Below are 22,017 nucleotides of genomic sequence, written 5' to 3'. Positions count from 1 at the left end.
GATCGGTCCAGGCTCCGAAGGGCCCAGGCAGGCCAGGCTCGTCGGCGCCGAGCAGGACGGCCCCGCCCTTGAGCCGGTGCTCGCCGGGGATCACCGGCTGCCCGCTTCGAGCTGGGCCGGAATGCGGCTGGCCCTCAGCTCCTGCAGGTCCGGGATGTGGTTGTAGAGCGTGCCGGGGCTCACCCCGAGGAGCTTGGCAATCGAGGTGATCGAGTGGTCGGGGTTGGGCAGCATGTCGCGGGCGGCCCGGATGATGTCCGCATTGACGACGCTGGGCCGGCCGCCGACCTTCCCCCGCGCACGGGCGGCCAGGCCCTCGCGGGTGCCGGAGACGATCAGCTCGCGGATGAACTCCGCCAGCGCGGCGAAGACGTGGAACACCAGCCGGCCGCCGGGGGTGGTGGTGTCGAGCCGCTCGTGCAGCGAGGTGAAGCCGATCTCCCGCTTGCGCAGCTCGCCGACCATCGTGATCAGGTCCTGCAAGGAACGGCCGTAGCGGTCGAGGGCGGGCACCACCAGGGTGTCGCCGGCGGCGAGGAAGGCGTGGCACGCCTTCAGCTCGGGCCGTAGGTCGTTCTTCCCCGACTTCTTGTCGGCGAAGATCCGGCGGCAGCCGACCGCGGTGAGGGCGTCGAGCTGGCGGTCGAGCTTCTGTCCGCCGGTGGACACCCGTGCGTATCCGATGCGGATCTCGGTCCGGACGGCGGGCTCGGCGCCCAGGAGTTCGAACCGCGAGCGTCTGGTGAAGCGGACATGTGCCTGGTGCGGCTCCGAGTTGGAGTACAGCGGGACGGGTCGTCCGCCGAAAAGGCCGCCGTGCAGGCCCGCGAGAACGCCCGGCGCGCACATAACAAGTATCAGTACCAGTCGCCGACCCAGGGCCGCTCCGGCCCCTCCCGCGGACGCTGCCCTCCTGCGTCAGCTTCCTGTTGACGTGGGGTGTGCGATGGCTCGACTGCTTGTGCGCGTCCGACCCGGGCGTTGATGCGGCCAGACGGCCGACGTCTCGAACCGAAGGGCGCAGAATGCATGACCGCCGGTCAGAAACGTTTCTGCGAAACGGATTTCGTTGATGTGATCCATATCTCGCCCACAACTTCCATGTGGGGATGTTGTGTCGACGGTAAGTGCCCCGCAGGGCTCGCGCTTCTTACCGGGGTGCGGAATCCGAACGAGATGATCGATCATCCCTAAAAAGCGGGAGAGTGGCGGCATTCCTGATTTGACAGGGACACCGCCACTCCGTGTGAATATTTGATCATGCTGCGTGACCTCCCGAAGAGGCTCATACGTCAAGCGTCGGGCGGCTCCGAGGGCACCACCCCCCGGAGCCCGTGCCCGACTGCTGGCGCCAGACCCGATCAAAGTCGCAACGTCAGCGACCTCAATGTATGACGCGAGATCCCCGAAAATGGGGTGTTACTCAAGAGTAGGGCCGTGAATGCCTATGTGATCAAGGAATTGGCCCCAGAAGAACCTGAGGCGATCCCGAAGGACGTCACCCACTCGTTCGGGTGGCCGGGTGCGTCCGTCCGTGGGATATCGTCGATTCTCCCGGACAGCTTGATAGCAGTCCGGAGGCGGGGAGTTGACCGGAACCCACCAATCCGATCGCTCTTCGCCAGAAGAACAACTGCACGGCGCCAGACCCGATCCAGTTCTTCAGCGAAAGCACAGGAATAATGACGTTCCTTCTTGCGGCCGTTCTGATCGTCGCGATCATCGCGGCCACCATCGCCTACACCGTACGCACGCTCCAGTCCACCCCCGCGCGGATCGCCACCGTCATCGCGGCGATCATCGGACTGGTGATCGCGCTCCCCAAGACGTTCGACGCCCTCCAGCCGGCCCCCCCGGCGGCGACGGCCCCCGCCGGGATCCCCAACGCCGGCCCGGGGGTGAAGTAATGGCGTTCTGGAAGCGCAACGAGCCCCTGCAGGTCGGCTCCCGTTTCTACGAGATCGACACCAGCACCGGCCAGATCGACCGCGACAAGGAGCCCTTCCGGCTCAGCACCGCGTTCGAGCGCAACCCCTTCATGCGCGAGCTGCCCGCCGAACTGCGCGCCGTCTTCCAGGAGCCGGACGAGCAGATCAGTTCCCGCGAGCACCCTCGGCAGGCCGAGCTGCGCGGGCCGGAGGGCGGCACGGACGTGCACATAATCCTTCGTGGCTGCGTCGCCGAGCGCACCCAGGTCGGTGCCTCCACCACGCTGCGCATCCTGGGCGCGGGGGCGGTCCTCGGCTGCATGGAGTTCTTCGACGAGAAGATGACGACCCCGACCGCGGTCTGTCTGAACGACACCTGGACCATCTCCCTGCCGATGGACCGGATGCGCATGCTGGCCGAGACCGCACCCGCGCTGATGAAGGCCATCGGCATATCGGTCACCGACCGCATAGAGGCCACCGAGCGGATCTACAACCGGCACAACCTCAAGGCCGTGGAGCGCCTTGCCGGCCTGCTCGGACACCTCGTGATGCACTGCGCGGTGCCGGGCAAGAAGTTCGACTTCAGGCTCGAGGGCCCCTCACAGAGTGACCTCGCCGACGCCCTCGGCCTGAGCATCGCCTCCGTGGAGTCCGCGATGAAGGTCCTGCGTAACGCGGACATCGTTGACAGCGGCTACCGCAGCTACGAGTTCCCCTCCCTTCGTCGACTGCTGGAGGCCAGTGCGATGGCCTTCCCGCCCGAGTCCCTCGCCGGCGCTCTCGCCAAGTTCTGACCGGGAGCTGTACCCCAGGTGCTGGTCACGGACCCACGCGTCCGTGACCAGCACCGCTTCAGTTGTTCCGGCTGGCCCTGCTGAGCTGCTTCCGAACAGGTGGTCGAGGGCTCCGCGTTGCGGGGCATGCGCTCGTGTTCAGGCGCTTCGGGGCTTCCTCTTCGAGGTCGTCTTCTTGCCGGCCGTCGTTTTTGCCGCAGCCGCCGAGCTGTCGGTCTTCTTGGCAGCGGTCTTCTTCTTGCTGGGCAGGAGGTGCACGGTGGCGGGCTCGCCGCGGGTGGCCTTCGCCTCCTGGACGGACTTCTCCAGCATGGCCATGAGGTCCACTACCTCGGCCGACGCCGACGGCGCTTCCTCCATGGGCGCTGGCATGGCGCCGGTGCCGGTCTTCGCGGCGAGGACTTCCTCCAGGGCGTCGCGGTACTCGTCGCGCAGCTCGCCGATGTCGGTGCCGGTGAGGGTTTCGGCGAGGCGGACGGCTGCGTCGACCTCGTCGTCGGTGACGGTGACGTCGGGGACGACGATCTGGGTGCTGGAGCGGATCTCGTCGGGCCACCGCAGTGCGTGCAGCACGATCACGTCGTCCTTGACCCGCAGGAGGCCGAGCCGCTCGCGGTCGCGCATCGCGAACTTGGCCACGGCCACCTTGCTGCTGCGCTCCAGGGCCTGCCGTAGGAGCTTGTACGGTTTCGCGGCCACCTTCTCGGTCGCGGCCAGGTAGTAGGAGGCGCCGATCTGGATCGGGTCGATGCTCGCGGCCGGCACGAAGGAGACGATCTCGATCGCCTTCGCGGTGGGCAGCGGCAGGTTGTCGAGGTCCTCGTCGGAGACGGGGATGAGGGTGCCCGTCGCGGTCTCGTAGCCGCGGACGATCTCGTCCTGGCGCAGCTGCTGCCCGTCGAGCTCGCACACCTTGCGGTAGCGGACCCGTCCGCCGTCGGCGGTGTGGATCTGGCGGAAGCTGATGTCGTGCGACTCGGTGGCCGGGACCACCTTGATCGGGATGGTGACCAGGCCGAAGGAGATCGCACCGGACCAGATCGGACGCACTCGCACCTCCACGTACGACCCCCTCCATCCAGCGTCTGTGGGATCTCAGATGGCCTGGCCAAATCTCATGGCTATTGGCCACCTCGTGGCCGATTGGCCACGGATCTGAGACTCCCCGGCCACCCTGCTCGCTCTTTTGGGTGAAGGCGAAGTAGCACAGTCCCCTTCTGGACAGTCTCTCGGCAGTCCGGCCTCCCTGCCACCGGCCGGCTGCAGGGGTGTGTCATGACCGATAGCACTACTACGTTCAGTGTTCGCCTTCAGAGCAATGCGGTCGTCGAGGACCAAGGCTGGGCGACTGCTTCGTTGGATTTGCTGCGCTCGGCCAGTCCATGGAGGACGTTCCGCTGGTACAGGGGGCAAAGGCACTTCTCGGGGTCGTACTGGTCGACGACAACGCAGAAGCACGTGATCTACGAGTCACGTCTGGAACTCTCCCGTCTTGTGTACGCCGACTTTGACCCTGCTGTGCTCGGCATCGTCGCCCAGCCGTTCCTGCTGAAGGCTGTGCTGGAGGGGAAGGTGCGCAGGCACATCCCGGACTACCTCCTCATCACCGAGAACGGTCCCGTGGTGGTGGACGTCAAGCCTCACCATCGGCTTCTGGATCCAGTGGTCGCCTGCACCTTCGAGTGGACGCGGCAGGCTGTGGAAGCTCGCCGATGGCGCCACGAGGTGTGGAGCGAAGCGCGGGAAGCGGAGCTGGCGAACCTTCTCTTCCTCGCTGGGTTCCGCCGTGGGTGGCTGTTCGCACCTGACCTGCTGGATGCGGTGCGCAGTGCCGACCTCGACGGTGTCCCAATCGGGGAAGCCGTACGGTGCGTGCTGCCTCGGCAGGCAGAGGCGCGGGTCCGAGCTGCGATCTATCACCTGCTGTGGAGACACGAGCTGACCACAGACCTGAGCGAGCCGCTCCGTCCGGCAGGACTGCTGAGGGGGCGGGTGTGAGTGGTGCAGGGGCCCGGGTGGGGGTCGGTACACGCTTCCGCTACGACGGGGAGACCGTCGAGGTGGTGGAGATCGCCGCGACGGCGGCCGGCAACGAAGTGGTGCTCAAGGACGGGCAGGGGCTGCTCCGGCGGCTCGCTCTGCGGGAGCTGCTGCTGTCCGACCGCGCCCGCTTGATCCCCGAGGGGACAGGGCCGACGGCGGATGATGTCGAGCAGATCGCGTCCGTGGTTCTGAGCCAACTGGACGGGGGCGAACGGCGACGGGTTCTTGAGCGTGCCGAGCATGTCCGAGAGGTCTTGACGGGTTTCCGGTCGGGCAGCGCGGAGCTGGCGCGTGCGGGAGAGCCTAGAGCTGCGTTCGCCGACGGGGTGCCGCTGGCGGCCAAGTACGCGGCGAAGGCGGCAGAGCTCGGAGTCGGTGCGCGGTCGGTGCGGCGATGGGTAGCCCTGTTCCGTGAGAGCGGCGAGGCAGGGCTGGCGCCCAAGAAGGGGCTGTCGAGTGGTCCGGCGGCTTCGGCCGATGACCGCTGGGTGGAAACCGTCCTGGAGGTGATGGTCGAGCACACTGATCAGTCCCGTCCGTCGCGGACGCTGGTGATCGAGCGGACGCGGGCCCGGGTGATCGCCAGGTTCGGGCCGGGCGTGGTGCCGCAGCCGAGCCGGGCGACGGCGTTTCGGGTCGTGGCCGAGCTGGAGCGGCGGCATCCGCTGTTCCGGCTGAGCACCAAGCGGAACAGGGATATCGCCGGCCGGCCGGAGGGCCCGTACGGGAAGCTTCGGCCGACGAGGCCGGGTGAGTACGTGGTCATGGACACGACGCGGCTGGACGTGTTCGCGTGTGATCCGCTGACCTTGAGGTGGGTGCAGGCCGAGCTGACGGTTGCGATGGACTGGTACACACGCTGTGTCACCGGGATCCGGGTGACGCCGGTGTCGACGAAGGCGGTGGATGTCAGCGCGGTGCTGTTCCAGTGCTTCCGGCCGCGGCCGGCAGGGCGGGACTGGCCGCGGGGTGCGGTCTGGCCCGAGCACGGGATTCCGCGCACGGTCCTGGTGGACGTCGAAGGCGCCGTGGGTCCGGGGCTGGCGTCGCCGCCGTTGGTGCCCGAGACGCTGGTCGTCGATCACGGCAAGGTCTACGTCTCGGAGCACCTGACCAGCGTGTGCCGCCGCATGGGTATCTCCATCCAGCCGGCCCGGCTGCGGACGGGCAGGGACAAGGGCCCCGTGGAGCGGTTCTTCCGCACCCTGCGCGAAGGCATTCTGGAGGCTCTGCCCGGCTACAAGGGCCCGGACATCCACTCGCGCGGCGAGCACCCCGAGGGCGATGCGTTCTTCTTCCTCGACGAGTTGGAGGCGATCATCCGGGAGTGGACCGCGACGGTCTACCACTGTCGGCAGCACGCGAGCCTGGTCGATCCCGGTCTGCCGGGGCTGCGGATGTCGCCGGCGGCGATGTTCGAGCACGGCATGGCGCGGGCCGGCTACATCGAGGTGCCCCGGGATCCGGATCTCGCCTTCGAGTTCCTGGCGACGAAGTGGCGTACGGTCCAGCACTACGGCGTCGAGATCGACCGGCGCCGCTACCGCGGCCCGGGCCTGCCCGATCCCGGGGTCCGCAGCCCGTTCGACGGGCCGGTACGGGGCGCCTGGCCGTTCCAGGTCGACCCGGACGACATCACACGGATCTACTTCCGCAACCCCGACACCCGGATGTGGCACACCCTGGTGTGGGAGCACGCGCCGGCGGCACGGATGCCGCTGAGCGAAGACGCCCTGGCCTTCGCCCGGAAGCTGGCCGCGGCGAAGTACCGCTACCCCGACGACCGGCTCGCCGTCGCCGACCTCCTGGAGCGCTGGAACCTGGGGCTGGGCACCACCTTGGCCGAGCGGCGCATGGCGCTGCGCATGTCCCGCGAGCAGGCCGCCATCACCCTGCCGCCCATCGGGGAGCCGAGTGCCGCAGCCGGGTTGCCGTTGGTCCTCCGGGCCCTGGGCCACGGCGCGGGGCACCCCGACCCCGCGCCGGCCGAGGACGAAGCAGAAGGCGGGGACGACGACGAGGGCGACGACGCGTTCCCCGGCGAAGACGACTTCTACGCCGATGCCCTGGAGGACGTGTGACCGGCCCGGTGGCCCGGCAGGATCCGGGGAACCTGGCGCTGTCGCGGAAGGAGGACTTCAAAGCATTCGTCGACGCGTCGCGCCGCACCCGCCCCGACACCCTGGACCAGAGCGCCTTGCGGGCCTTGACGGCGGCGGAGCGGGCGGCTTATGACCGGGCCCGCCGGCAGTGGCACGCGAACCTGGGGCCGATCCGCACCCCTCAGCTCGCCGCCCTCCACGAGGACTTGTGGGACATCGTCGACAGCAATCTGCAGGACGGCGACCAGGCGAAGGGCGCCGTGGCGGTGGATGCTTTCCCGGGCTTGGGCAAGACCACCGCGGTCCTCGCGTTCGCGGCCGAATTCCACCGCCGGGAGATCGCCGAGCACGGGGCGTTCACCGCGCAGGGGCACGAGCGGTGGCCGGTATGCCGGGTGGGCCTGACCGGCAACACCGGGATGAAGGATCTGAACCGGGCGATGCTGGAGTTCTTCGGTCACCCCGGCCGGCAGACCTCCACCGCCGCCCAGCTCGGGCTCCAGGCCTTGGACTGTGTGCTGTCCTGCGAGGTCCGCCTGCTGATCCTGGACGACCTGCACTTCCTGAAGTGGCGCAGGACCAGCGGCATTGAGGTCAGCAACCACCTGAAGTGGATCGCCAACGAGTTCCCCGTCACCCTCCTGAAGGTCGGCGTCGGCCTCGCGGACAAGGGCCTGTTCAGCGAGGGCGAGGCGCTCGGCGAGACGGCGCTGGCACAGACCGGCCGGCGGACCACCCGTCTGGACATGCCGCCCTTCACCATCGCCACCGAGCAGGGCCGCCACCAGTGGCGCCGGCTGCTGCTGGCCCTGGAACAGCGCATCGTCCTGGCCGACACCCATCCGGGCATGCTCGCCGACGACCTGTCCGACTATCTCTTCGCCCGCAGCACCGGCCACATCGGATCCCTGATGACGCTGGTCAACCGCGGTTGCCAGCGCGCCCAGCGCACCGGCACCGAATGCCTCACCCGCGAGCTCCTCGACCAGGTCAGGAACGATGCGGCCGCCGAACAGGCCCGCCGCGAACTCGACTGCGCCTTTAGCGCGGGGAAGGCCACCAGCCGTCCCCGCAGCGCGCGGACCACAGGATGAAGCCCGTCCGGCGGTCCTTGCCGATCCGGCACGCGCCCTATCCGGGAGAGGCTCTGGATTCCTGGCTGGAGGCCGTCGCCGCCCGCCTGAACTGCCCCTTCACCGACGTGCTCAGCGCACTCGGTCTCCCCAACCGCGACCCCGCCGCGGCCGCCCCGATCCTGCCGCGCTGGACCACACTGGCCACCCCCGACGAGTTGGCCGCCATCGCCGCGGTCACCGGCACCCCGGCGGATGTCCTGACGGCAATGACCCTGCAGCCCTACGACGGGCATGCTGTGGTCATCGTGCCCGGACAGCGCCGCGTGCACCGGCAGATCCTGTGGGGGCGGGCCGGGTCACGGTTCTGTCCCGCCTGTCTGTCGGACAGCGGCGGACGCTGGCAGGTGACGTGGCGGCTGGGCTGGACCTTCGCATGCACCCGCCACCACCTCCTGCTCGCCGACCGCTGCCCGGCCTGCCAACGCATTCCCCGCCTGCGCTCCCACCCCCGCGGGGAGGTGCCCCTTCCCGGCCGGTGCTCGAGCGCGTCCCCGGGCGGCGGCCCCCGCCCACGACGCTGCCACCACCCCTTGACCGACACCCCGGTTACCGCGCTCGCGCCCGGCGGAGTCCTGGAGGAGACCCAGTACCTGATCAACGACGCCCTCTCGACTCCCGACCGGCTGGTTCGCTGGCCGCTGTACGGGCCGGGCGGGGTGCCTTTGCGGGCGGCGCTGCGGGACGTGAAGAGCCTGGGAGCCCTCATCCTCAACCATGCGACGACCGTTGACCTCCGCCCTGTGGCTCCAGGCGAGGTCCTCGAACGCCTTGAGCGCTACCGGGCCAACCCTCTGCCTCCGCGTTCGCAACGCGATCCGGACACCCGGCGCAGTGACGTGCACAGCTACTACGCGCCCGACGACGCCGCGGCCACCGCCGTGGCGATCACTTCGGCCCTTCGGATCCTGCGTGCCGCGAACGTCCCGGCAGCTGCCCGGGCAGCGCGGTGGCTGACCGACCGGGTGGCCGCCTCGGGCCGTGTCCTCTACCCGGCCGGTGTCGTCTCGGTCGGCGGCACGCTCTCGCCTATTCTCGAGGCGGCCCTGCGCTGCAGCCGCGAATCGCAGATCATGCCGGTGGCCCGCCTGCGCCACCGCACAGCCGTCCACTCCACCCGGCCCCCGGCCAACCACGACGCCAGGGCCGGCATGCTGCCGACCGCCCTTTGGCCGGAGTGGGCCCTGCGCCTGACTCCCCGCCACCCCAGCGGTAGGCCCCTGGCCCAACGCGCCGATGAACTCCTGGCCGTCGCCTGCCTGCTCGCCGGCAATACGACCTCCATCCAGGCCGCGACCCGGCTGACCGGCACCACCGTCACCAGCCACAATGTGTCCACGCTCCTGGCCGACCTCACCCGCCGCAGCGACTGCGCCGACGTCCTGCACGCCCTTATCCTCCTGGCCGACCACCTCGACAACCACGATGCCCCCATCGACTACGCGCGCCGCCGAGCCCTTTTCATCAACCGCCCCCACTTCATCGACCCACGAGCCTGGCTCGATCTGCAGCGACGCCTGCGCTCGAACCATCACCCCGACGCCGCGCACGCCCAGCGCTGGATCTTCCACACCCTGACCGGCTCGCCACCGCACCTCGCCCACCCCGACCTCGCAACCGGCACCCAACCGCAGCGCCGGCAGTACCAGCGGTTCCGGTGGCGAATCCTTCCTGCGGAAGCCGACCTGCTGGCCCACACCGCGCACGCGCTCCTCAACGAGCACGGCATCAACGAACCCCTCCAGTGGACGCCCCGACTCCCCGCTCGTGTTCTACGCCACCTCGCACTCCCCGGGCCCGACCCGGACAGCGTCACCGTCACCCAGCTCCATCGGGCCGTGCCCGGCGGAGACTTCTCCATCGCCCGCCTCGCGCGCACTCTGAACACGACCACCGACCACGTCGTCTACCTGCTGTCCCAGTACCCCATCGACTGGAGCCCGCCCCGGTTCCGCCGTACCCAGCACACCTTCACCCGCCTGAAACAGTGGCGCACCTGGTACGAACAGGACCGCCTGTCCCTCCAGGACATCGCCGACCTCGAAGGAACGAGCCTCGCCACCGTCCGGCTCGCATTCCTCAAGAACGGTGTCCGACTGCGCCCGGCTGGTTCCTACCCGGGCCGTCCGAGGAGACGATGACGGCGGCGACGCGGCCGATGAGCTCATGGCGACGCTCCTGAGACAGGTGCCTGGTCATCGTCGTGAGGCGGCACACGGAGAGGTGCGCTTTGCGCCGCACAGCCGGATTTCGGCCATCGTCGCGCTAGTCGCCGATGCCCCGTCGCCCGGGCTGCAACCCTCTGAACAGGAAGTCAGCACGCCAGCACGCAAGGAGACGACATGTCCGAGATCACGCCCGAGACCGGTATCACCGACCTCGGGACGCTTCAGGGAACCGGCGACGGCCCGGCCTCGCCCGACGTGAGCCGCATCCCGGTCACCGAGATCAAGCCCGAGGGCGGCGAGGACGGGCTGGTCCAGGTCCCGGTGGCCGAGGTCACCGCGGAGGACGTGGGCACCTTCAGCATCCGGTACGTGGGCCGGGTGCCGCAGCTCGTCGTCACCGGCGGCACCATCGTCCCCTCGATCGTCACCGCCGTCGACGGGGCCGGGAACGTCCTTGCCGAATACACCGCCCGTCCCGCCACCACCACGACAGCAGCACCAGTCACCAGCCGCCTGCTGCCCATTGATCAGCACCAGATCATCGGCTGCACCACCCCCGATTGCTTCCCCGTCAGCCTCAAGGCCTGAACACGGCAAAACCTCCCTCGCACGTGTGGTTCCCGGGGCAGCCTGCGAGCGGGCAGCCGGGGAACCCACACACGCTTCCTTCGACAGGGTCTGCCGGCGAGCCCAGTCGGAGGGGGCGTTGGCGCTGAGACACCGGCTGTCAGGAGCGGCGCCTTCCGTGTCTGGATCAGCGGCGGTACATGACGTACAGCGTGTCGCAGAGGGAGACCGCCGCGGTCTCAACCAAGGGCCGCACGCCCCTTGGCGAACGCTGGTCGTGCCACTCGCCTGACTCGTAGCCATGGCTCCACAGGTAACCGTCGCGTCCGCGGACGGACTCCCACTCAGCGCCCTCGTGGCTGACGAGGGCCGGGCTACCCGGAGCGGCTGCGCGGTATGCGTCGGCGTGCCGTGGTGGAGGCCCGCCACGGCGCGTCGGCCGGCCTGTCGTGGCTACTCGTTGTCGGGGGGCAGGATGCGCCTGTTGACGATCCTGCTGAAGTCGATGGTGAAGCGGCGTGGTTTGCAGTCCGGCCCCTTGCAGCTCTGATTGAAATTTGGGGTGGGAGGCGGGCTGTCGACGGAGGGGTTTGTGTTCTGAATCGCGGGGAACTCGCCACCCTCGCCCCCTTGGGTGAGTCCCTGCTGGCCGCCGAATCCGGCGGAGCCGGTCCCGATGCTGAAGCCGTCGTCTTGGGGGTTGTCCTGGGCGTGCGCGGCTCCGCCGACGAGGCAGAAGGTGAGAGCCACGGCCGGCGCGGCAAGAGAACGGAACCTCATCAACACCTCCGGGAAGCGGGCAGCTGCTGATCGTCTTACGGCCTGGCCAACGACTCAGCCGCGAAGAGGAACCGCCCTCCATTCGAGGTAGGGCATTGAGCAGAACGCCCCACCGATGGCCGAACAGGGCTGCCCGCCCTCTCCTCGTGTTCGTGCCCGCCGGCGTGGGAACGCGCGCCGTGGGTGTGCTGTCGTGCGCCCCCGCGCATCCGGATGAGCGGCCGGCTCGTGGGCAAGCCTTTCGCGAAGCGTGGTGCGGCTGGGGCGTGCGGGGATGAGGAAACGGTTCTGTGTCTCCCGCAGGGGTCCAGGCGGTTGTCGTTCGGCGTGCTGCCGGGCAGGTGTCGGAGGGGGTTGGCGCGGTGGGGGCTGAGCAGGTTCAGCGGCTGGGGGGCGGCGTGCCGTGGTTGGGCCACGTCGGGGGGCTGGTGCGTGATCCCCTCGCCTTTCTCAGCTGTCTGCGGGAAGGGCCGGCGGTGGTGAGGGTGCAGCTCGCGGGCCGTGCGGTGTATGTGGTCAACACGGCGGAGGCGGCCCACCGGGTGCTGGTGTCGCCGGTGTTCGACAAGGGCGGGCCGTTCATGGACACGGCGCGGGTCCTGGTCGGCAACGGTGTGATCACGTGCAGCAACGCCGACCACCGGCGTCAGCAGCCGGTGATGCGGCCCGCGTTCCACCGTGAGCAGGTGGCCCGGTATGCCCCGGTCATGGGTGAGGTCGTGGAGCAGGCGGTCAGCGGCTGGCGGGAGGGTGAGCTCCTTGATGTGGAAGAGCGCATGTACGGGCTGGCGGCCCGGGTGGTGGCGCGGACTTTGATCGCGGCCCCGGCCGGCCGCGAGGCGGCGGGTGTCATGGCAGAGGCTCTGCCGGTGCTGCTGGAGGGCATGTTCCGCCGGATGCTGGTGCCGTGGCCGCTGCTGCACCGCTTCCCGCTGCCGGCCAACCGCCGTTTCCGTCAGGCCCAGGCGCGCCTGGAGCAGGCCGTCGGCCAGGTGATCAGGCAGTACCGGACCGGCGAGGCGCCCGGGGAGGACCTGCTGTCCCTGGTGATGGCCGCCGCCGACGAGGACGGCCGCCCGCTGGACGATACGGAGGTACGTGATCAGGTGCTGTCGGTGCTGGCCGCGGGCGTGGAGACCACCGCCTCCCTGCTCGCCTGGACCCTGCACGCCCTGGCCGACCACCCGGAGGTGGAGAGCCGGCTGTGGGCCGAGCTCGACCGCGAACTCGCGGGAAGCTCTCCTGCGCTCGCCGACATCGGGTGCCTGCCCTACACCCGGCAGGTCCTCACCGAGGTGCTGCGGCTGTGGCCCCCCACCTGGATGCTCAGCCGCATCAGCCTGGAGGAGACCCTGCTCGCCGGGTTCACCGTTCCAGCGGGCGCGGACGTGATCATCTCCCCCTACGCCCTGCACCGTGACCCGGCCGTGTTCCCCGACCCGGAGCGTCTGGACCCGGACCGGTGGCTGCCCGAACGCGTCACCCCTGCCCAACGCCAGGCGTTCACCGCCTTCGGCGGCGGACGCCGCAAGTGCCTGGGCGAGCACTACGGCATGACGGAGACCATCCTCGCCCTCGCCACCATCAGCAGCCGCTGGCAACTGCGCAAAGCCGGCAGCTCACCGTTGCGGCCGCTGCCCCGCTTCCTCCTCACTCCCAAGGCCGGGCCGCTGGTTGCGACCCGCCGCACGCCTGCGGCCCACGGGCGCCGGGCCGGCGCAGGACAGCAGGTATGAGAACGCCCGCCGCCGCAGAAGACGACACGGCCGCCGGCGGCAAGGCCATGCCGTCCGAGGCCCACCCCAGCTTCCGGATGCCGCTCTTCCCCCGGTTCACGCCCGCCCCGCGCCGCCCCGGACTCGAGGAACTGGAGCAGCGGTGTGCGGGCCGCCTTGCCGCACTCCTGTCCGACGCCTACGACAGCCGCGAGGAGCTGGAGGTGTTCCTGGAGCACCGCACCAGCCTGTGGAACCTGCTCACCTATGCCGACGCCCGCGCCGACCGCATCGAGCTGGTCTGCGCGTGGATCGATGTCCTGTTCAGCATCGATGACGTCTTCGCCCAGGCATCCCCGGCCCGGATCCGGCAGCTGGGCATCCACGAACTGCCGTCCGTCCTCGACGGCAGAGCGCCCGCCGTCGAGTCCGCCTTCACCCGGGCCTTCACCCAGCTGCGGGACCAGACACGCTCCCTCGCACCCGAACCGGTGTGGCAGCGCTACGCGCGCACCCTGCACGAGTTCCTCCAGGCCTGCCACGCCGAACGTGACCTCGTCCAAGACCTCGCGGCACTGGACCTTGCCACCTACGAGAGGTACCGCAGCAGCTCGATCGGGGAGTGCTGCTTCCCTCTCCTCGAATTCGGCCTCGGGATCGACCTCAGCCCCCGACTGGAGGAGCTGCCCGGACTACGGCGCCTCAACATGCTGGTCGCACGCCACTGGATCGGCGTCAACGACGTCTTCTCCTACCGCAAGGAGCTCTACAGCGGCGACACCATGAACGAGATCCAGCTCGCCCTCGCCGCCAACGGCGGCGACCTCCAGGCGGCCGTCGACCGCATCGCGGCGACCGTCCACCGCGCCGAAACAGAGTTCGACCACCTCGCCACCGAACTGCGCGCCGGCGCGGCGGGCCACGACGGCGACCTGCGCGCCTATCTGGCCGCGCTGGAGACCATGATCGCCGGAAACCTCGAATGGTCCTACCTCACCCCCCGCTACAACGGCCGCGGCCACACCTGGAACGGCCTGCGGGACGCCACCGTCATCCTCACCCCCGACCGCACCCTCTACCTGCCCCACGAGCACGTCCCCGCCCCGGCCACCGAGCGACCCGCACACTCCCGGCCGGCCACCGCAAAGGCAATCCCGGAACCTGCGCGTACACCCCGCCGCTGACGTCGTTCACGGGCAGAAGGACAGGGCGCCGGCGGATGCGTGTCCACCAGCTCCAGAGGCTCGTTGGCCACCAGCGGGGCAAGAGCCCGGCGCCTCTGCCCAAGAAGGAGGAACTGATGGCCCGACGAGCATGGAGCCGTGTGACGGCCGGAGCTTGCGTCCTGACCATGTGCTCGGTCGCAAGCGCCTGGGCAGCGACACAGCCGGACGCTCCCTGGAGCCTGGCCCGCGTCTGGCAGCGCACGCCCGTCGGGCCCGGACCCTGGACGTACAGGTACGCCGACAACGCGGGTGCAGGTGTCAACGTGTTCGTTCTGGACACGGGCATCGAGACCGGGCACACCGATTTCGGAGGCCGAGCCACCTGGCTGGGCAACGTCACCGGGGACGGCACCGACCGGGACTGCAACGGCTGGGGCACCCACCTGGCCGCCACCGTGGGCGGGAACACGTACGGCGTGGCGAAGAAGACCAAGCTCATTGCCGTGAAGGTTGCCCGCTGCGACGGCACCGCCACAGCGGAAGACCTCGTCAAGGGCATCCGTTCCGCGCTCGCCAACGCTCAGGGACCGAGGGGCAACGTCATCCTCATCGGGTCGACTCTGCGCAAGAGCCGGGCTCTCGACCAGGCGGTGAACGACGCGGCCGCCAAGGGCGTCGTCGTTGTCGTCCCGGCCGGTGACGGACACGAAGACGCCTGCAACATCTCCCCGGCCGGCGCGGCCCGCGCCGTGACGGTCGCCGCCACAACCCGGGACGACAAGCTCTGGCCCGCCTCCAACCGCGGCAGGTGTGTGGACGTGCTGGGCCCCGGTGAGGACATCGTCTCGGCCTGGACCGGCGGTCGCCTCGCGACCCGCACCCAGTCCGGAACCGCGATGGCCGCCGCACACGCCGCCGGCATCGCGGCCACCCTCCTGTCCCAAGGAACCCCGGCCAACCACGTGGACGCGAAGATCAAGAGCATGGCCACGAAGAACGCGGTGACGGGCCTGCCCAGCGACGTGCCCAACGCGCTGCTCTACAACGGCGCCGAGTAGAGGTTGGGGGAGCCCGGCCGGCCCCTCACCTCCTGACCGGGCTGTGCTCCGTCACCGTGTGGTCGGCCGGCGGAGCACAGGCTTGTGGTCCGGCGTGGCGATGGGACGGGCCGGTCAGGCTGCGGGGCCCAGGAGGTGGTTGCCGGGCGCGGCCGGGTCCGTGCTGAGGTAGAACTCGACGATCGCGGCCCGGTACTCGGCGAAGCTGATCACTCCGTTGCCGTCGCGGTCCACGAGGTGGAAGGCGGCGGTGGAGACGTCCCTGTCGACGCCGAGGGTGTCGTAGAGGCGGACGTACTCCTGAAGGCTCAGCACACCGTCCTGGTCGGTGTCGACGGCGCTCATGACGGCGTCCGCGATGGCCATGACCGCCGGTTCGAAGTGCGCCTCGGTGGTGACGGTGTCCTCCATGACGGTGACGAACTCCTCACGGGAGACCTGCCCGTCGCCGTCGGTGTCCCCGTGCTTGACCAGGAGCTGCCACCACTGGTCGAACGCCGTGCGGATGGCACCGATATTGGTGTGGTCGTCCTCGCGGGCCGCACGGGAGAACACCCCGGCGGTGGCCGCGAAGTCGCTCTGGGTCAGCTGCCCGTCACGGTCCTGGTCGAACCAGTCGAACATGGTGGAGAATTTCCGGCTCGTCACGGCACTCGGCATGGGGGGCTTCCTAGGATGTCCGGGGCCGCCCCCTACGCGGGGCGGCAGTGACACGCACGCTAGGCGCCCCGCCGCCGACCCCTCCGGCGAACGGTGCCCGTTCCATCCCGACGGATGACGATCGGCACGTACGATCGGACAGTTTCTCGAAAGCGGCACCCACGTGAGCGTGTGCCATCACTCGGCGTTCGATGCCACACGCTCACCCCTCACCAGCACAGGACCTGTGTCGGGACAGTGTGTCGACTGGAGCGCACCGACGGACTGATGCGCGATTCCTACCCGTTTGTCATGCGGCTGTGTTCGGACAGGGCAGAGGCGTGCGCACGGTGAGGCGCATGTTCCGTCTGCTGGTGGGCGCGGCGGAGTGCCGCTCGGTGTTCACCAACCAGATTTTCCTGCACCCGCAATCGCGGGCCCTTCACCGGTGTGCGCCACACCTTCCGCACGCTGGTGTTCGGAAAACGCCCGCGCCGAACGCTCCCGGCTGCGGCCTCCGGACGGCGGGTGAGCGCGTGTTCGTACCCCGGTGGCGAGGTCGGGTCGGTGCCCTGCGGCTCACCATGGCGGCGGGCCGCAGGGCATCCCCGGGCGCGGCCGTCAGGTGGTGCTGCGGTAGGCGATGTGGAGGGTGTCCCCGCTGCCGCCGGCCAGCGCGGGCCCCGACATGGTCGCCGCCTCCGGGACCCGCTGGCCGAAGCCGGTCCAGGTGGTGCCGTTGAAGGAGTTGAGGGCGATCTCTGATTCCAGGGTGCGCACCGCGCAGTACAGGACGCCGCCGCGGACGGTCAGGGCCGGGGAGCTGTCGGTGATCCCGCCGAGGTTGGTCGCGGCGGACCAGGTGCTGCCGTTGTGGCACGTGACGTAGGTCTTGCCGTCCACGCCGACGGCGGCGAGGTAGAGGTTGCCCTGGTGTTCGGCGAGGGCCGGGGCGTGGGGGGTCTTGAAGTCGGGGACCATCTCGAAGTTGGCCCAGGTGGTGCCGTTGAGAGCGGAGACGTACACACCCGCGTCGGTCTCGCGGCCGCGGGTCGCGCAGAACAGCCGTCCCCCGCGGCTGGCCAGGGCGGGTGCCGCGGAGCTGCGGCCGGGGAGCTTGGCAGCGTTGCCCCAGGAGCTGCCCTCGTAGGGGGTGACGTACAGATTGCCCTCGTCGCCGCAGGTGGCCAGGTAGAGCTTGCCTCCGTGTTCGGCCAGGGCCGGGGCGGTGCGGGAGACGTGGTTGGGGACCTGGGTGTAGCCGCCCCAGGCGGTGCCGTTGAACCTGCCGACCCAGGTGTTGTCGTCCATGCCGCGCTGCGCGACATGGAGGTTGCCGCCGACGACCGCGAGCGCGGGCTCGGAGTCGGTGGCGCCGCGCAGCCGGGTGATGGGGCCCCACTGGCCGCCTGCTGGGGAGAGGACCTTGAGGTCGCCGGGGTTGTCGGCGGGGGGCGGGTTGCCGATCCACTTGAGCTGCAGGCGGTGGCGGCCTTCGGCGTCGCCGCCGTTGAAGACCCAGCCGGTCGAGCCGGACCCGCCCTCGGTCACCAGCTTGCGCAGCGCGTCCTGGCTGAAGACCAGGGTGCGCTCCTGGATCAGGTCGTCGTTGTTGCGGAACAGGTCGATCAGCCAGGCCACGATGCGGGCGACGATCGCGGTGATCGTGACGTAGTCGAGGAAATCGCCGTACTGGGGCGCGAAGAAGCCGTAGATCTCCATGACATCGACGAACTTCAGCAGTTCGGTGCTGATGGCCCGCAGCTTGTCGCGCAGCTGGCGCTGCCATTCCGCGCCGCCGTCGTCCTCCTCCCAGCACGAGATGTTGCACACCAAGGTGGTGTTCACCCGGCCGTAGTAGAGCGTGGTGTTCTGGTCGAAGTTGTGCCACTCTCCCTTGTCGACGTTGGTGAACACCCGGCTGAGGAGCTCCTGGCGGGCGCCGAATGCCCCCACGGAGCTGGCCCCCCAGTAGATCTCGTCGGACGCCGACCACTCGTTGGACTCGTCCTCACACAAGAACGCGTACATGTCCACCCGGCCGATGAACGAAGCAGCCACGCCCGGGTCGTCGGCGGGCGGGGCCTGGGAGGCGGTGACGAACGTGGCCCCGTAGCCGTAGGCGGCCTGGCCCGCGATGAACTCCGCGCTGTCCCAGGACTCCTGGCCCGGCTCCGCCTTGTCGAGGTCGACGATGTTGATATTCGCCTGCGCGAGCACCTCCTCACGCAGCGCGGGCAGGTCCTTGACGAGGTCGGCCGCCGCATAGCCCTGCTCCAGGGTGCGGGACGTGAGGACCTCGGGGAACACGGAGGCCGTGCTGCGCGCAGCACTCTCCTCCCGGTACAGGCGCCCGAAGTCGCGGACCTCCTCCTCAGGCAGCAGCAGCCGCAGCGGAGCCACCATCCGCGCCTCGAAGTCGGTCAGCTCCAGGCCGGCCTCCAGGCGGGCCGCCGCGTGCAGCATCACCCCCAGCAGCAGGTTCGACCCCGGCGACGGCTGCGTACGCTGCCCGGCCCGCGTGCCCGTCACCGGCTCGCCCCGCAACTGCCCCCGCACCCGCTCCAGCCGCTCGGCCGGCGTGGTCCCGAATTCGACGGATTCCATGAGCACTCCCTACCTTCGACAGGCACAGCCCACACAAGAGATACGGCCGCGCCCATGGATCCTTTCGCTGCACAACACAAAGCGACAGACTGTTTACAGTCAGCGATCTTTCGTCTGTCCGGCACGCCGCACATCCCACTGCGGACAGCACCGCCAAAACCATCACCTGGGAAAGACTCGCGGCCATCCCGCTTGCCGACCAGCCGCTGTACGGCCTCGGTCGGTTCGTCGACCCGCGCCACCAGGTCCGTGTTGCCGAGCTGGTCAAGCTGATGGCCGAGGCTACGTTGCAGTGCCGCCTTGACATGCGCCGACCGCAGTTTTCCGGGCCATACTGACCCTGCGATGATCGTCGCCGCTTTGGGCGGCCTCTACGAGTAGAAACCAGGCGCCCACCACGGCCCCCGCTACTGGCTTCGGCCGCAGACTGAGGAAATGGCCACGCTCCTGAGACAGCAGTATGGCCATCACTGTGAGACAGACAGGAGACTGCCAGCTCACAGCATCGCGACGTGACGCGCGCCTTGAGATCCCACAGCGTCGCACCGCCTTAGCGAGCCTGCGTGAGGTGCGGGTCCGTACGGGGCGGGCCCGCGGGTGGGCCGTACGGGGACGGAGCGGAGCGGCGCGTTCCCAACATAAATCGAACAGGTTTACGATTGAAGGGTGACCTCACTTACCCGACGCGCGCTCCTTCCCCGACGATCTCCTCAAGCTCCAGGAGCGGCTGCACCGTGCCCACACCGAGCATCGGACCTTCCTGGCTGGGCTGCCGTGGAGTGTGGAGCCGATGAAGGGCTGGGCGCGCGCGGAGCGCTTCTCCCACCGCGGGGACGTGCCCGACAGCCCCGGCTGGTCGGAGGAGGAGAAGGAGACCGTCGACCGGATGTGGTCCGAGATCCGGGAGCTGGCGGTCTCGGTCGCCGACCACCCCCACTGGGCGACGGTGTCGCGGGAGGAGGTCGTGTCCGCGCGCATGGAGCTGAAGAAACAGGCCCGCCCTGCGGAGGACCCCGTCGCGCCCGAGGCGGCGTAGGCGCGTGTCCGGCCCCGACCCCCTCCTGCCGTTGCCGCCCGCGCTGGACCAGCTGCTGGTGATACGACGCTGGCTGGAGCTGACCCTGGCCCGCGTGGACGAGAGGATCGCCGCCGTGCGCGCGGCCGACGCCGAGAAGGCTCGGCGCCGCCCGGCGCCGGAGCCGCCGCAGTGGTGGATCGAGTACGGCATCGGCGTCGGCCGCGTCCCGGAGCGGGTCCACACCGGCGACTGCCCGATGAGCAGCCGCGGCCGCCCGGCGACCGCGCAGAGCGTCCGGGAGATCCTGCTGACGGTCCCCGACGCCGTGGCGTGCCCGCTGTGTCGGCCCGACAGCGAACTGGGTCTCCTGGAACGCTGAGACCGTCCGGCACCGTCAGCAGCCGCCCCTCGGCGTTGGGTGAAGGCACGGGTGCGGCCGCCGGATGACGATGCGGGGCGGGGCGAGGCGGGGTGCAGTGGCGTTTCGCCGGTGAATCGGGATGCGCGGGCGGGTGAACCGGGGCGGGGTGGGCTGTTGTTGATGGTGCGGGGGCCGGTACAACCAAGCCATGATGATCTTGAAGCGGTCCGCTGTCGTGGCCGCCGCTTTCACCCTGGCCCTGTCCCTTCCTACGGCCCCGCATGCGGCCGAACAACCCGCTGCCCCGGCCGTCGTGCCGCAGGTGCTGCCGATCGGGGTTGCGGTGTCCGCGCTGCCGCTCGCCACCGAGGACCGGACCGGCTATCAGCGGACCTCCTTCCGGCACTGGAACGCTGGCGATATTCCGGCGGACGGATGCAACACCCGCGCCGAGGTCCTCTTGGCGGAGGCGGTCGTGTATCCGGAGATCGGGCCGGGCTGCACCCTGACCGGCGGGACCTGGTGGTCGTACTACGACGAGCGGGAGGTGACGCCGGCCGGGGCGCTGGACATCGACCACATGGTCCCGCTCGCCGAGGCCTGGGACTCCGGGGCGTCGGCGTGGACGGCGGGGCGGCGGGAGGCGTACGCGAACGACCAGGGCCAGCCTGCCTCCCTGGTCGCGGTCACGGCCCGTTCGAACAGGAGCAAGGCGGACCAGGACCCGGCGGAGTGGCTGCCGCCGGCGCCGGACGCGCTGTGCCGGTACGGTGCCGAGTGGACCGCCACCAAGCTCCGCTGGGGCCTCGCGGTCGACGAGGCCGAGCGGGACCGGCTGTTCGACATCGCGGCCGGCTGCGGCGGCACCGACGTGGAGTTCACCCCCGCCCCGTAGAGCGGGTGCGGGTTGAGGGGCCGCCGCCTTGATGCGCGGCGGCCCTTCGTCATGCCTCGCCGAGCCACGTGTCGACCGAGCGGTGTGCGATGCCGGGCGGCGTGGGTCAGGGGTGGAGGTAGTCGTTGAGGTAGGTGCGCGCCGCGGCCTCGTTCGTACCGAGCGCGGTCGCCACCACCTTGAGCGGCACGTCGCACGCACCGAGTTCGTACGCGGCGTCCTGGCCGGTCCGCGTGATGACGTACCGCAGGTCCGCGAGAGCCTTCAGCGCGACCAGCGGCTCCTCGACGGCCAGGCGGTCGAGCTGGCCGACAAGGTCGTTGAGGAGTTCGGTGAGTTCCGTGGGGAGCGGTACGGCCCCCTCCCGGATCACCGACAGGTGGGCCGTGTAGTCCGCGATCGGCCCGGACAGGTCTACGTCCACCTCGTAGAGGGGTTTGTCGTCGGGGAGTGTGGTCCAGTCGAGCGGGTACTCGGCCGCGCTCCGCCACCCGCACGAGCAGCTGCCCCGCAGGAGCGCGGCCCGGGGTCGGCCGTACCGGCCGTCGTAGGCGTGCCACCGGGTCGACGACGGCACATGCGGGCCACTGCCGACGTCGAAGTAGACCGGGCCCGGCTCGGTGCCGTCGGCCAGCAGCACCCCCACCGACCCTTCGTGCGCGGCCCCCAACGCCTTCAGCACCCTGTCCATGACGACCAACCCCTCCCCGGCGGCTACGCGATCGGCCTACCGGCCGGCCTGCGACGTCCAGGCTGCCGCGACGGGGGTGCCCGCGTACCGGGATCCATCGAAAGCGGTACGGGACGTGCCCCGCGGTTTCCCGCGACGGACGAAGGAGCGTCGCCCAAGGTGTATCGACCTGCCGCAGGCCATGACACATGTGCGAATCACGGGCTCGTGTGCGAAGAACTCCGCAGAACGGCTGTTACTTGATCCACTGGTCCGGCCGGGTGAGGCGGCGGAAGAGTGCGCCCGGTGGTGCGCCGGAGTGTACCGACCTCGATGTCCGGTTTGCGGGGCGGATGGGTGTAGCTGTCAG

At 69.8% G+C, this 22,017-nt stretch carries 19 protein-coding genes; 13 read left to right on the top strand and 6 right to left on the bottom strand.

Annotation, left to right across the window (positions count from 1 at the left end):
* Positions 1–90 precede the first annotated feature (90 nt).
* Positions 91–684, bottom strand: a complete 594-nt coding sequence (locus ACFW2G_RS06700) for a recombinase family protein (RefSeq protein WP_384582038.1) — start codon at positions 682–684, stop codon at positions 91–93.
* A 998-nt stretch (positions 685–1,682) separates the two neighbouring features.
* Between ACFW2G_RS06700 and ACFW2G_RS06695 the strand changes: the two genes are divergently transcribed.
* Positions 1,683–1,907, top strand: a complete 225-nt coding sequence (locus tag ACFW2G_RS06695; protein WP_384581923.1) for a hypothetical protein — start codon at positions 1,683–1,685, stop codon at positions 1,905–1,907.
* Positions 1,907–2,725 carry a Crp/Fnr family transcriptional regulator gene (locus ACFW2G_RS06690; protein ID WP_384581925.1) on the top strand — a complete coding sequence of 273 codons (819 nt, stop codon included), beginning with the start codon at positions 1,907–1,909 and terminating at the stop codon, positions 2,723–2,725. Before ACFW2G_RS06695 ends, ACFW2G_RS06690 begins: the two co-directional genes overlap by 1 nt.
* A 138-nt stretch (positions 2,726–2,863) precedes the next feature.
* Here the strand turns inward: ACFW2G_RS06690 and ACFW2G_RS06685 are convergent, their stop codons facing one another.
* On the bottom strand, positions 2,864–3,775 hold the full coding sequence (locus ACFW2G_RS06685) for a Ku protein (RefSeq protein WP_384581927.1): 912 nt from the start codon (positions 3,773–3,775) through the stop codon (positions 2,864–2,866).
* Between the two features lie 225 nt (positions 3,776–4,000).
* Here ACFW2G_RS06685 and ACFW2G_RS06680 point away from each other — a divergent pair, with 225 nt between their 5' ends.
* The 5 genes from ACFW2G_RS06680 to ACFW2G_RS06660 all read left to right on the top strand — a co-directional run bounded on the left by ACFW2G_RS06680 (position 4,001) and on the right by ACFW2G_RS06660 (position 10,759).
* The gene (locus tag ACFW2G_RS06680) at positions 4,001–4,723 is read left to right on the top strand and encodes a TnsA-like heteromeric transposase endonuclease subunit (RefSeq protein WP_381150194.1); all 723 of its coding nucleotides are present in this window, start codon (positions 4,001–4,003) and stop codon (positions 4,721–4,723) included.
* A complete protein-coding gene (locus ACFW2G_RS06675) occupies positions 4,720–6,849 on the top strand; it encodes a helix-turn-helix domain-containing protein (protein ID WP_384581929.1) in 2,130 nt (709 codons plus the stop codon). The genes ACFW2G_RS06680 and ACFW2G_RS06675 overlap by 4 nt, the downstream gene beginning before the upstream one ends.
* Positions 6,846–7,964 (top strand): AAA family ATPase, encoded by a 1,119-nt coding sequence (locus ACFW2G_RS06670; protein ID WP_384581931.1) that lies wholly within the window; start codon positions 6,846–6,848, stop codon positions 7,962–7,964. Before ACFW2G_RS06675 ends, ACFW2G_RS06670 begins: the two co-directional genes overlap by 4 nt.
* Positions 7,961–10,144, top strand: coding sequence for a TniQ family protein (locus ACFW2G_RS06665; protein ID WP_384581933.1), 2,184 nt, complete (start codon positions 7,961–7,963; stop codon positions 10,142–10,144). Before ACFW2G_RS06670 ends, ACFW2G_RS06665 begins: the two co-directional genes overlap by 4 nt.
* Positions 10,145–10,345: 201 nt before the next feature.
* On the top strand, positions 10,346–10,759 hold the full coding sequence (locus ACFW2G_RS06660; protein ID WP_128837767.1) for a hypothetical protein: 414 nt from the start codon (positions 10,346–10,348) through the stop codon (positions 10,757–10,759).
* A 432-nt stretch (positions 10,760–11,191) separates the two neighbouring features.
* Here ACFW2G_RS06660 and ACFW2G_RS06655 read toward each other — a convergent pair whose 3' ends face one another.
* On the bottom strand, positions 11,192–11,518 hold the full coding sequence (locus tag ACFW2G_RS06655; protein ID WP_384581935.1) for a hypothetical protein: 327 nt from the start codon (positions 11,516–11,518) through the stop codon (positions 11,192–11,194).
* 290 nt (positions 11,519–11,808) lie between these two features.
* On the opposite strand from ACFW2G_RS06655, the gene ACFW2G_RS06650 reads away from it, so the two are divergent.
* From ACFW2G_RS06650 to ACFW2G_RS06640, 3 genes are read left to right on the top strand one after another with little or no spacing between them, the layout of a single operon-like run.
* Complete coding sequence (locus tag ACFW2G_RS06650) at positions 11,809–13,254, top strand: cytochrome P450 (RefSeq protein WP_384680869.1); 1,446 nt, start codon at positions 11,809–11,811, stop codon at positions 13,252–13,254.
* Entirely contained in the window at positions 13,251–14,417 is a 1,167-nt protein-coding gene (locus ACFW2G_RS06645) for a hypothetical protein (protein WP_384581939.1), read from the top strand. The genes ACFW2G_RS06650 and ACFW2G_RS06645 overlap by 4 nt, the downstream gene beginning before the upstream one ends.
* Positions 14,418–14,452: 35 nt before the next feature.
* Entirely contained in the window at positions 14,453–15,457 is a 1,005-nt protein-coding gene (locus tag ACFW2G_RS06640) for a S8 family serine peptidase (protein ID WP_384680867.1), read from the top strand.
* A gap of 114 nt (positions 15,458–15,571) precedes the next feature.
* On the opposite strand, the gene ACFW2G_RS06635 is transcribed toward ACFW2G_RS06640, so the two are convergent.
* Both ACFW2G_RS06635 and ACFW2G_RS06630 read right to left on the bottom strand, forming a co-directional pair.
* The gene (locus ACFW2G_RS06635; protein WP_384581941.1) at positions 15,572–16,105 is read right to left on the bottom strand and encodes an EF-hand domain-containing protein; all 534 of its coding nucleotides are present in this window, start codon (positions 16,103–16,105) and stop codon (positions 15,572–15,574) included.
* A gap of 612 nt (positions 16,106–16,717) precedes the next feature.
* Positions 16,718–18,703, bottom strand: a complete 1,986-nt coding sequence (locus ACFW2G_RS06630; RefSeq protein ID WP_381150184.1) for a hypothetical protein — start codon at positions 18,701–18,703, stop codon at positions 16,718–16,720.
* Positions 18,704–19,493: 790 nt separating this feature from the next.
* Between ACFW2G_RS06630 and ACFW2G_RS06625 the strand changes: the two genes are divergently transcribed.
* The 3 genes from ACFW2G_RS06625 to ACFW2G_RS06615 all read left to right on the top strand — a co-directional run bounded on the left by ACFW2G_RS06625 (position 19,494) and on the right by ACFW2G_RS06615 (position 20,977).
* On the top strand, positions 19,494–19,739 hold the full coding sequence (locus ACFW2G_RS06625) for a hypothetical protein (RefSeq protein ID WP_384581944.1): 246 nt from the start codon (positions 19,494–19,496) through the stop codon (positions 19,737–19,739).
* A gap of 4 nt (positions 19,740–19,743) precedes the next feature.
* Complete coding sequence (locus tag ACFW2G_RS06620; RefSeq protein ID WP_384581946.1) at positions 19,744–20,100, top strand: DUF6233 domain-containing protein; 357 nt, start codon at positions 19,744–19,746, stop codon at positions 20,098–20,100.
* Positions 20,101–20,290: 190 nt separating this feature from the next.
* Entirely contained in the window at positions 20,291–20,977 is a 687-nt protein-coding gene (locus ACFW2G_RS06615) for an HNH endonuclease family protein (protein WP_384581948.1), read from the top strand.
* Between the two features lie 106 nt (positions 20,978–21,083).
* Here ACFW2G_RS06615 and ACFW2G_RS06610 read toward each other — a convergent pair whose 3' ends face one another.
* Positions 21,084–21,668, bottom strand: coding sequence for a hypothetical protein (locus ACFW2G_RS06610; RefSeq protein ID WP_384581950.1), 585 nt, complete (start codon positions 21,666–21,668; stop codon positions 21,084–21,086).
* Between the last annotated feature and the right edge of the window lie 349 nt (positions 21,669–22,017).

Source organism: Streptomyces sp. NPDC058880 (genome assembly GCF_042742535.1).
Taxonomy (GTDB): domain Bacteria; phylum Actinomycetota; class Actinomycetes; order Streptomycetales; family Streptomycetaceae; genus Streptomyces.
The sequence above is the reverse complement of the archived record's forward strand: the minus strand, read 5'-3'. Positions and strand labels throughout refer to the sequence as shown.

Excerpts from the sequence above, each read along its gene's own strand:
- ACFW2G_RS06630 (WP_381150184.1), bottom strand. The coding sequence starts at position 18,703 with ATGGAATCCGTCGAATTCGGGACCACGCCGGCCGAGCGGCTGGAGCGG.
- ACFW2G_RS06665 (WP_384581933.1), top strand. The coding sequence starts at position 7,961 with ATGAAGCCCGTCCGGCGGTCCTTGCCGATCCGGCACGCGCCCTATCCG.
- ACFW2G_RS06690 (WP_384581925.1), top strand. The coding sequence starts at position 1,907 with ATGGCGTTCTGGAAGCGCAACGAGCCCCTGCAGGTCGGCTCCCGTTTC.
- ACFW2G_RS06655 (WP_384581935.1), bottom strand. The coding sequence starts at position 11,518 with ATGAGGTTCCGTTCTCTTGCCGCGCCGGCCGTGGCTCTCACCTTCTGC.
- ACFW2G_RS06645 (WP_384581939.1), top strand. The coding sequence starts at position 13,251 with ATGAGAACGCCCGCCGCCGCAGAAGACGACACGGCCGCCGGCGGCAAG.
- ACFW2G_RS06680 (WP_381150194.1), top strand. The coding sequence starts at position 4,001 with ATGACCGATAGCACTACTACGTTCAGTGTTCGCCTTCAGAGCAATGCG.
- ACFW2G_RS06625 (WP_384581944.1), top strand. The coding sequence starts at position 19,494 with ATGAAGGGCTGGGCGCGCGCGGAGCGCTTCTCCCACCGCGGGGACGTG.
- ACFW2G_RS06610 (WP_384581950.1), bottom strand. The coding sequence starts at position 21,668 with ATGGACAGGGTGCTGAAGGCGTTGGGGGCCGCGCACGAAGGGTCGGTG.
- ACFW2G_RS06695 (WP_384581923.1), top strand. The coding sequence starts at position 1,683 with ATGACGTTCCTTCTTGCGGCCGTTCTGATCGTCGCGATCATCGCGGCC.
- ACFW2G_RS06640 (WP_384680867.1), top strand. The coding sequence starts at position 14,453 with ATGCGTGTCCACCAGCTCCAGAGGCTCGTTGGCCACCAGCGGGGCAAG.
- ACFW2G_RS06615 (WP_384581948.1), top strand. The coding sequence starts at position 20,291 with ATGATGATCTTGAAGCGGTCCGCTGTCGTGGCCGCCGCTTTCACCCTG.
- ACFW2G_RS06660 (WP_128837767.1), top strand. The coding sequence starts at position 10,346 with ATGTCCGAGATCACGCCCGAGACCGGTATCACCGACCTCGGGACGCTT.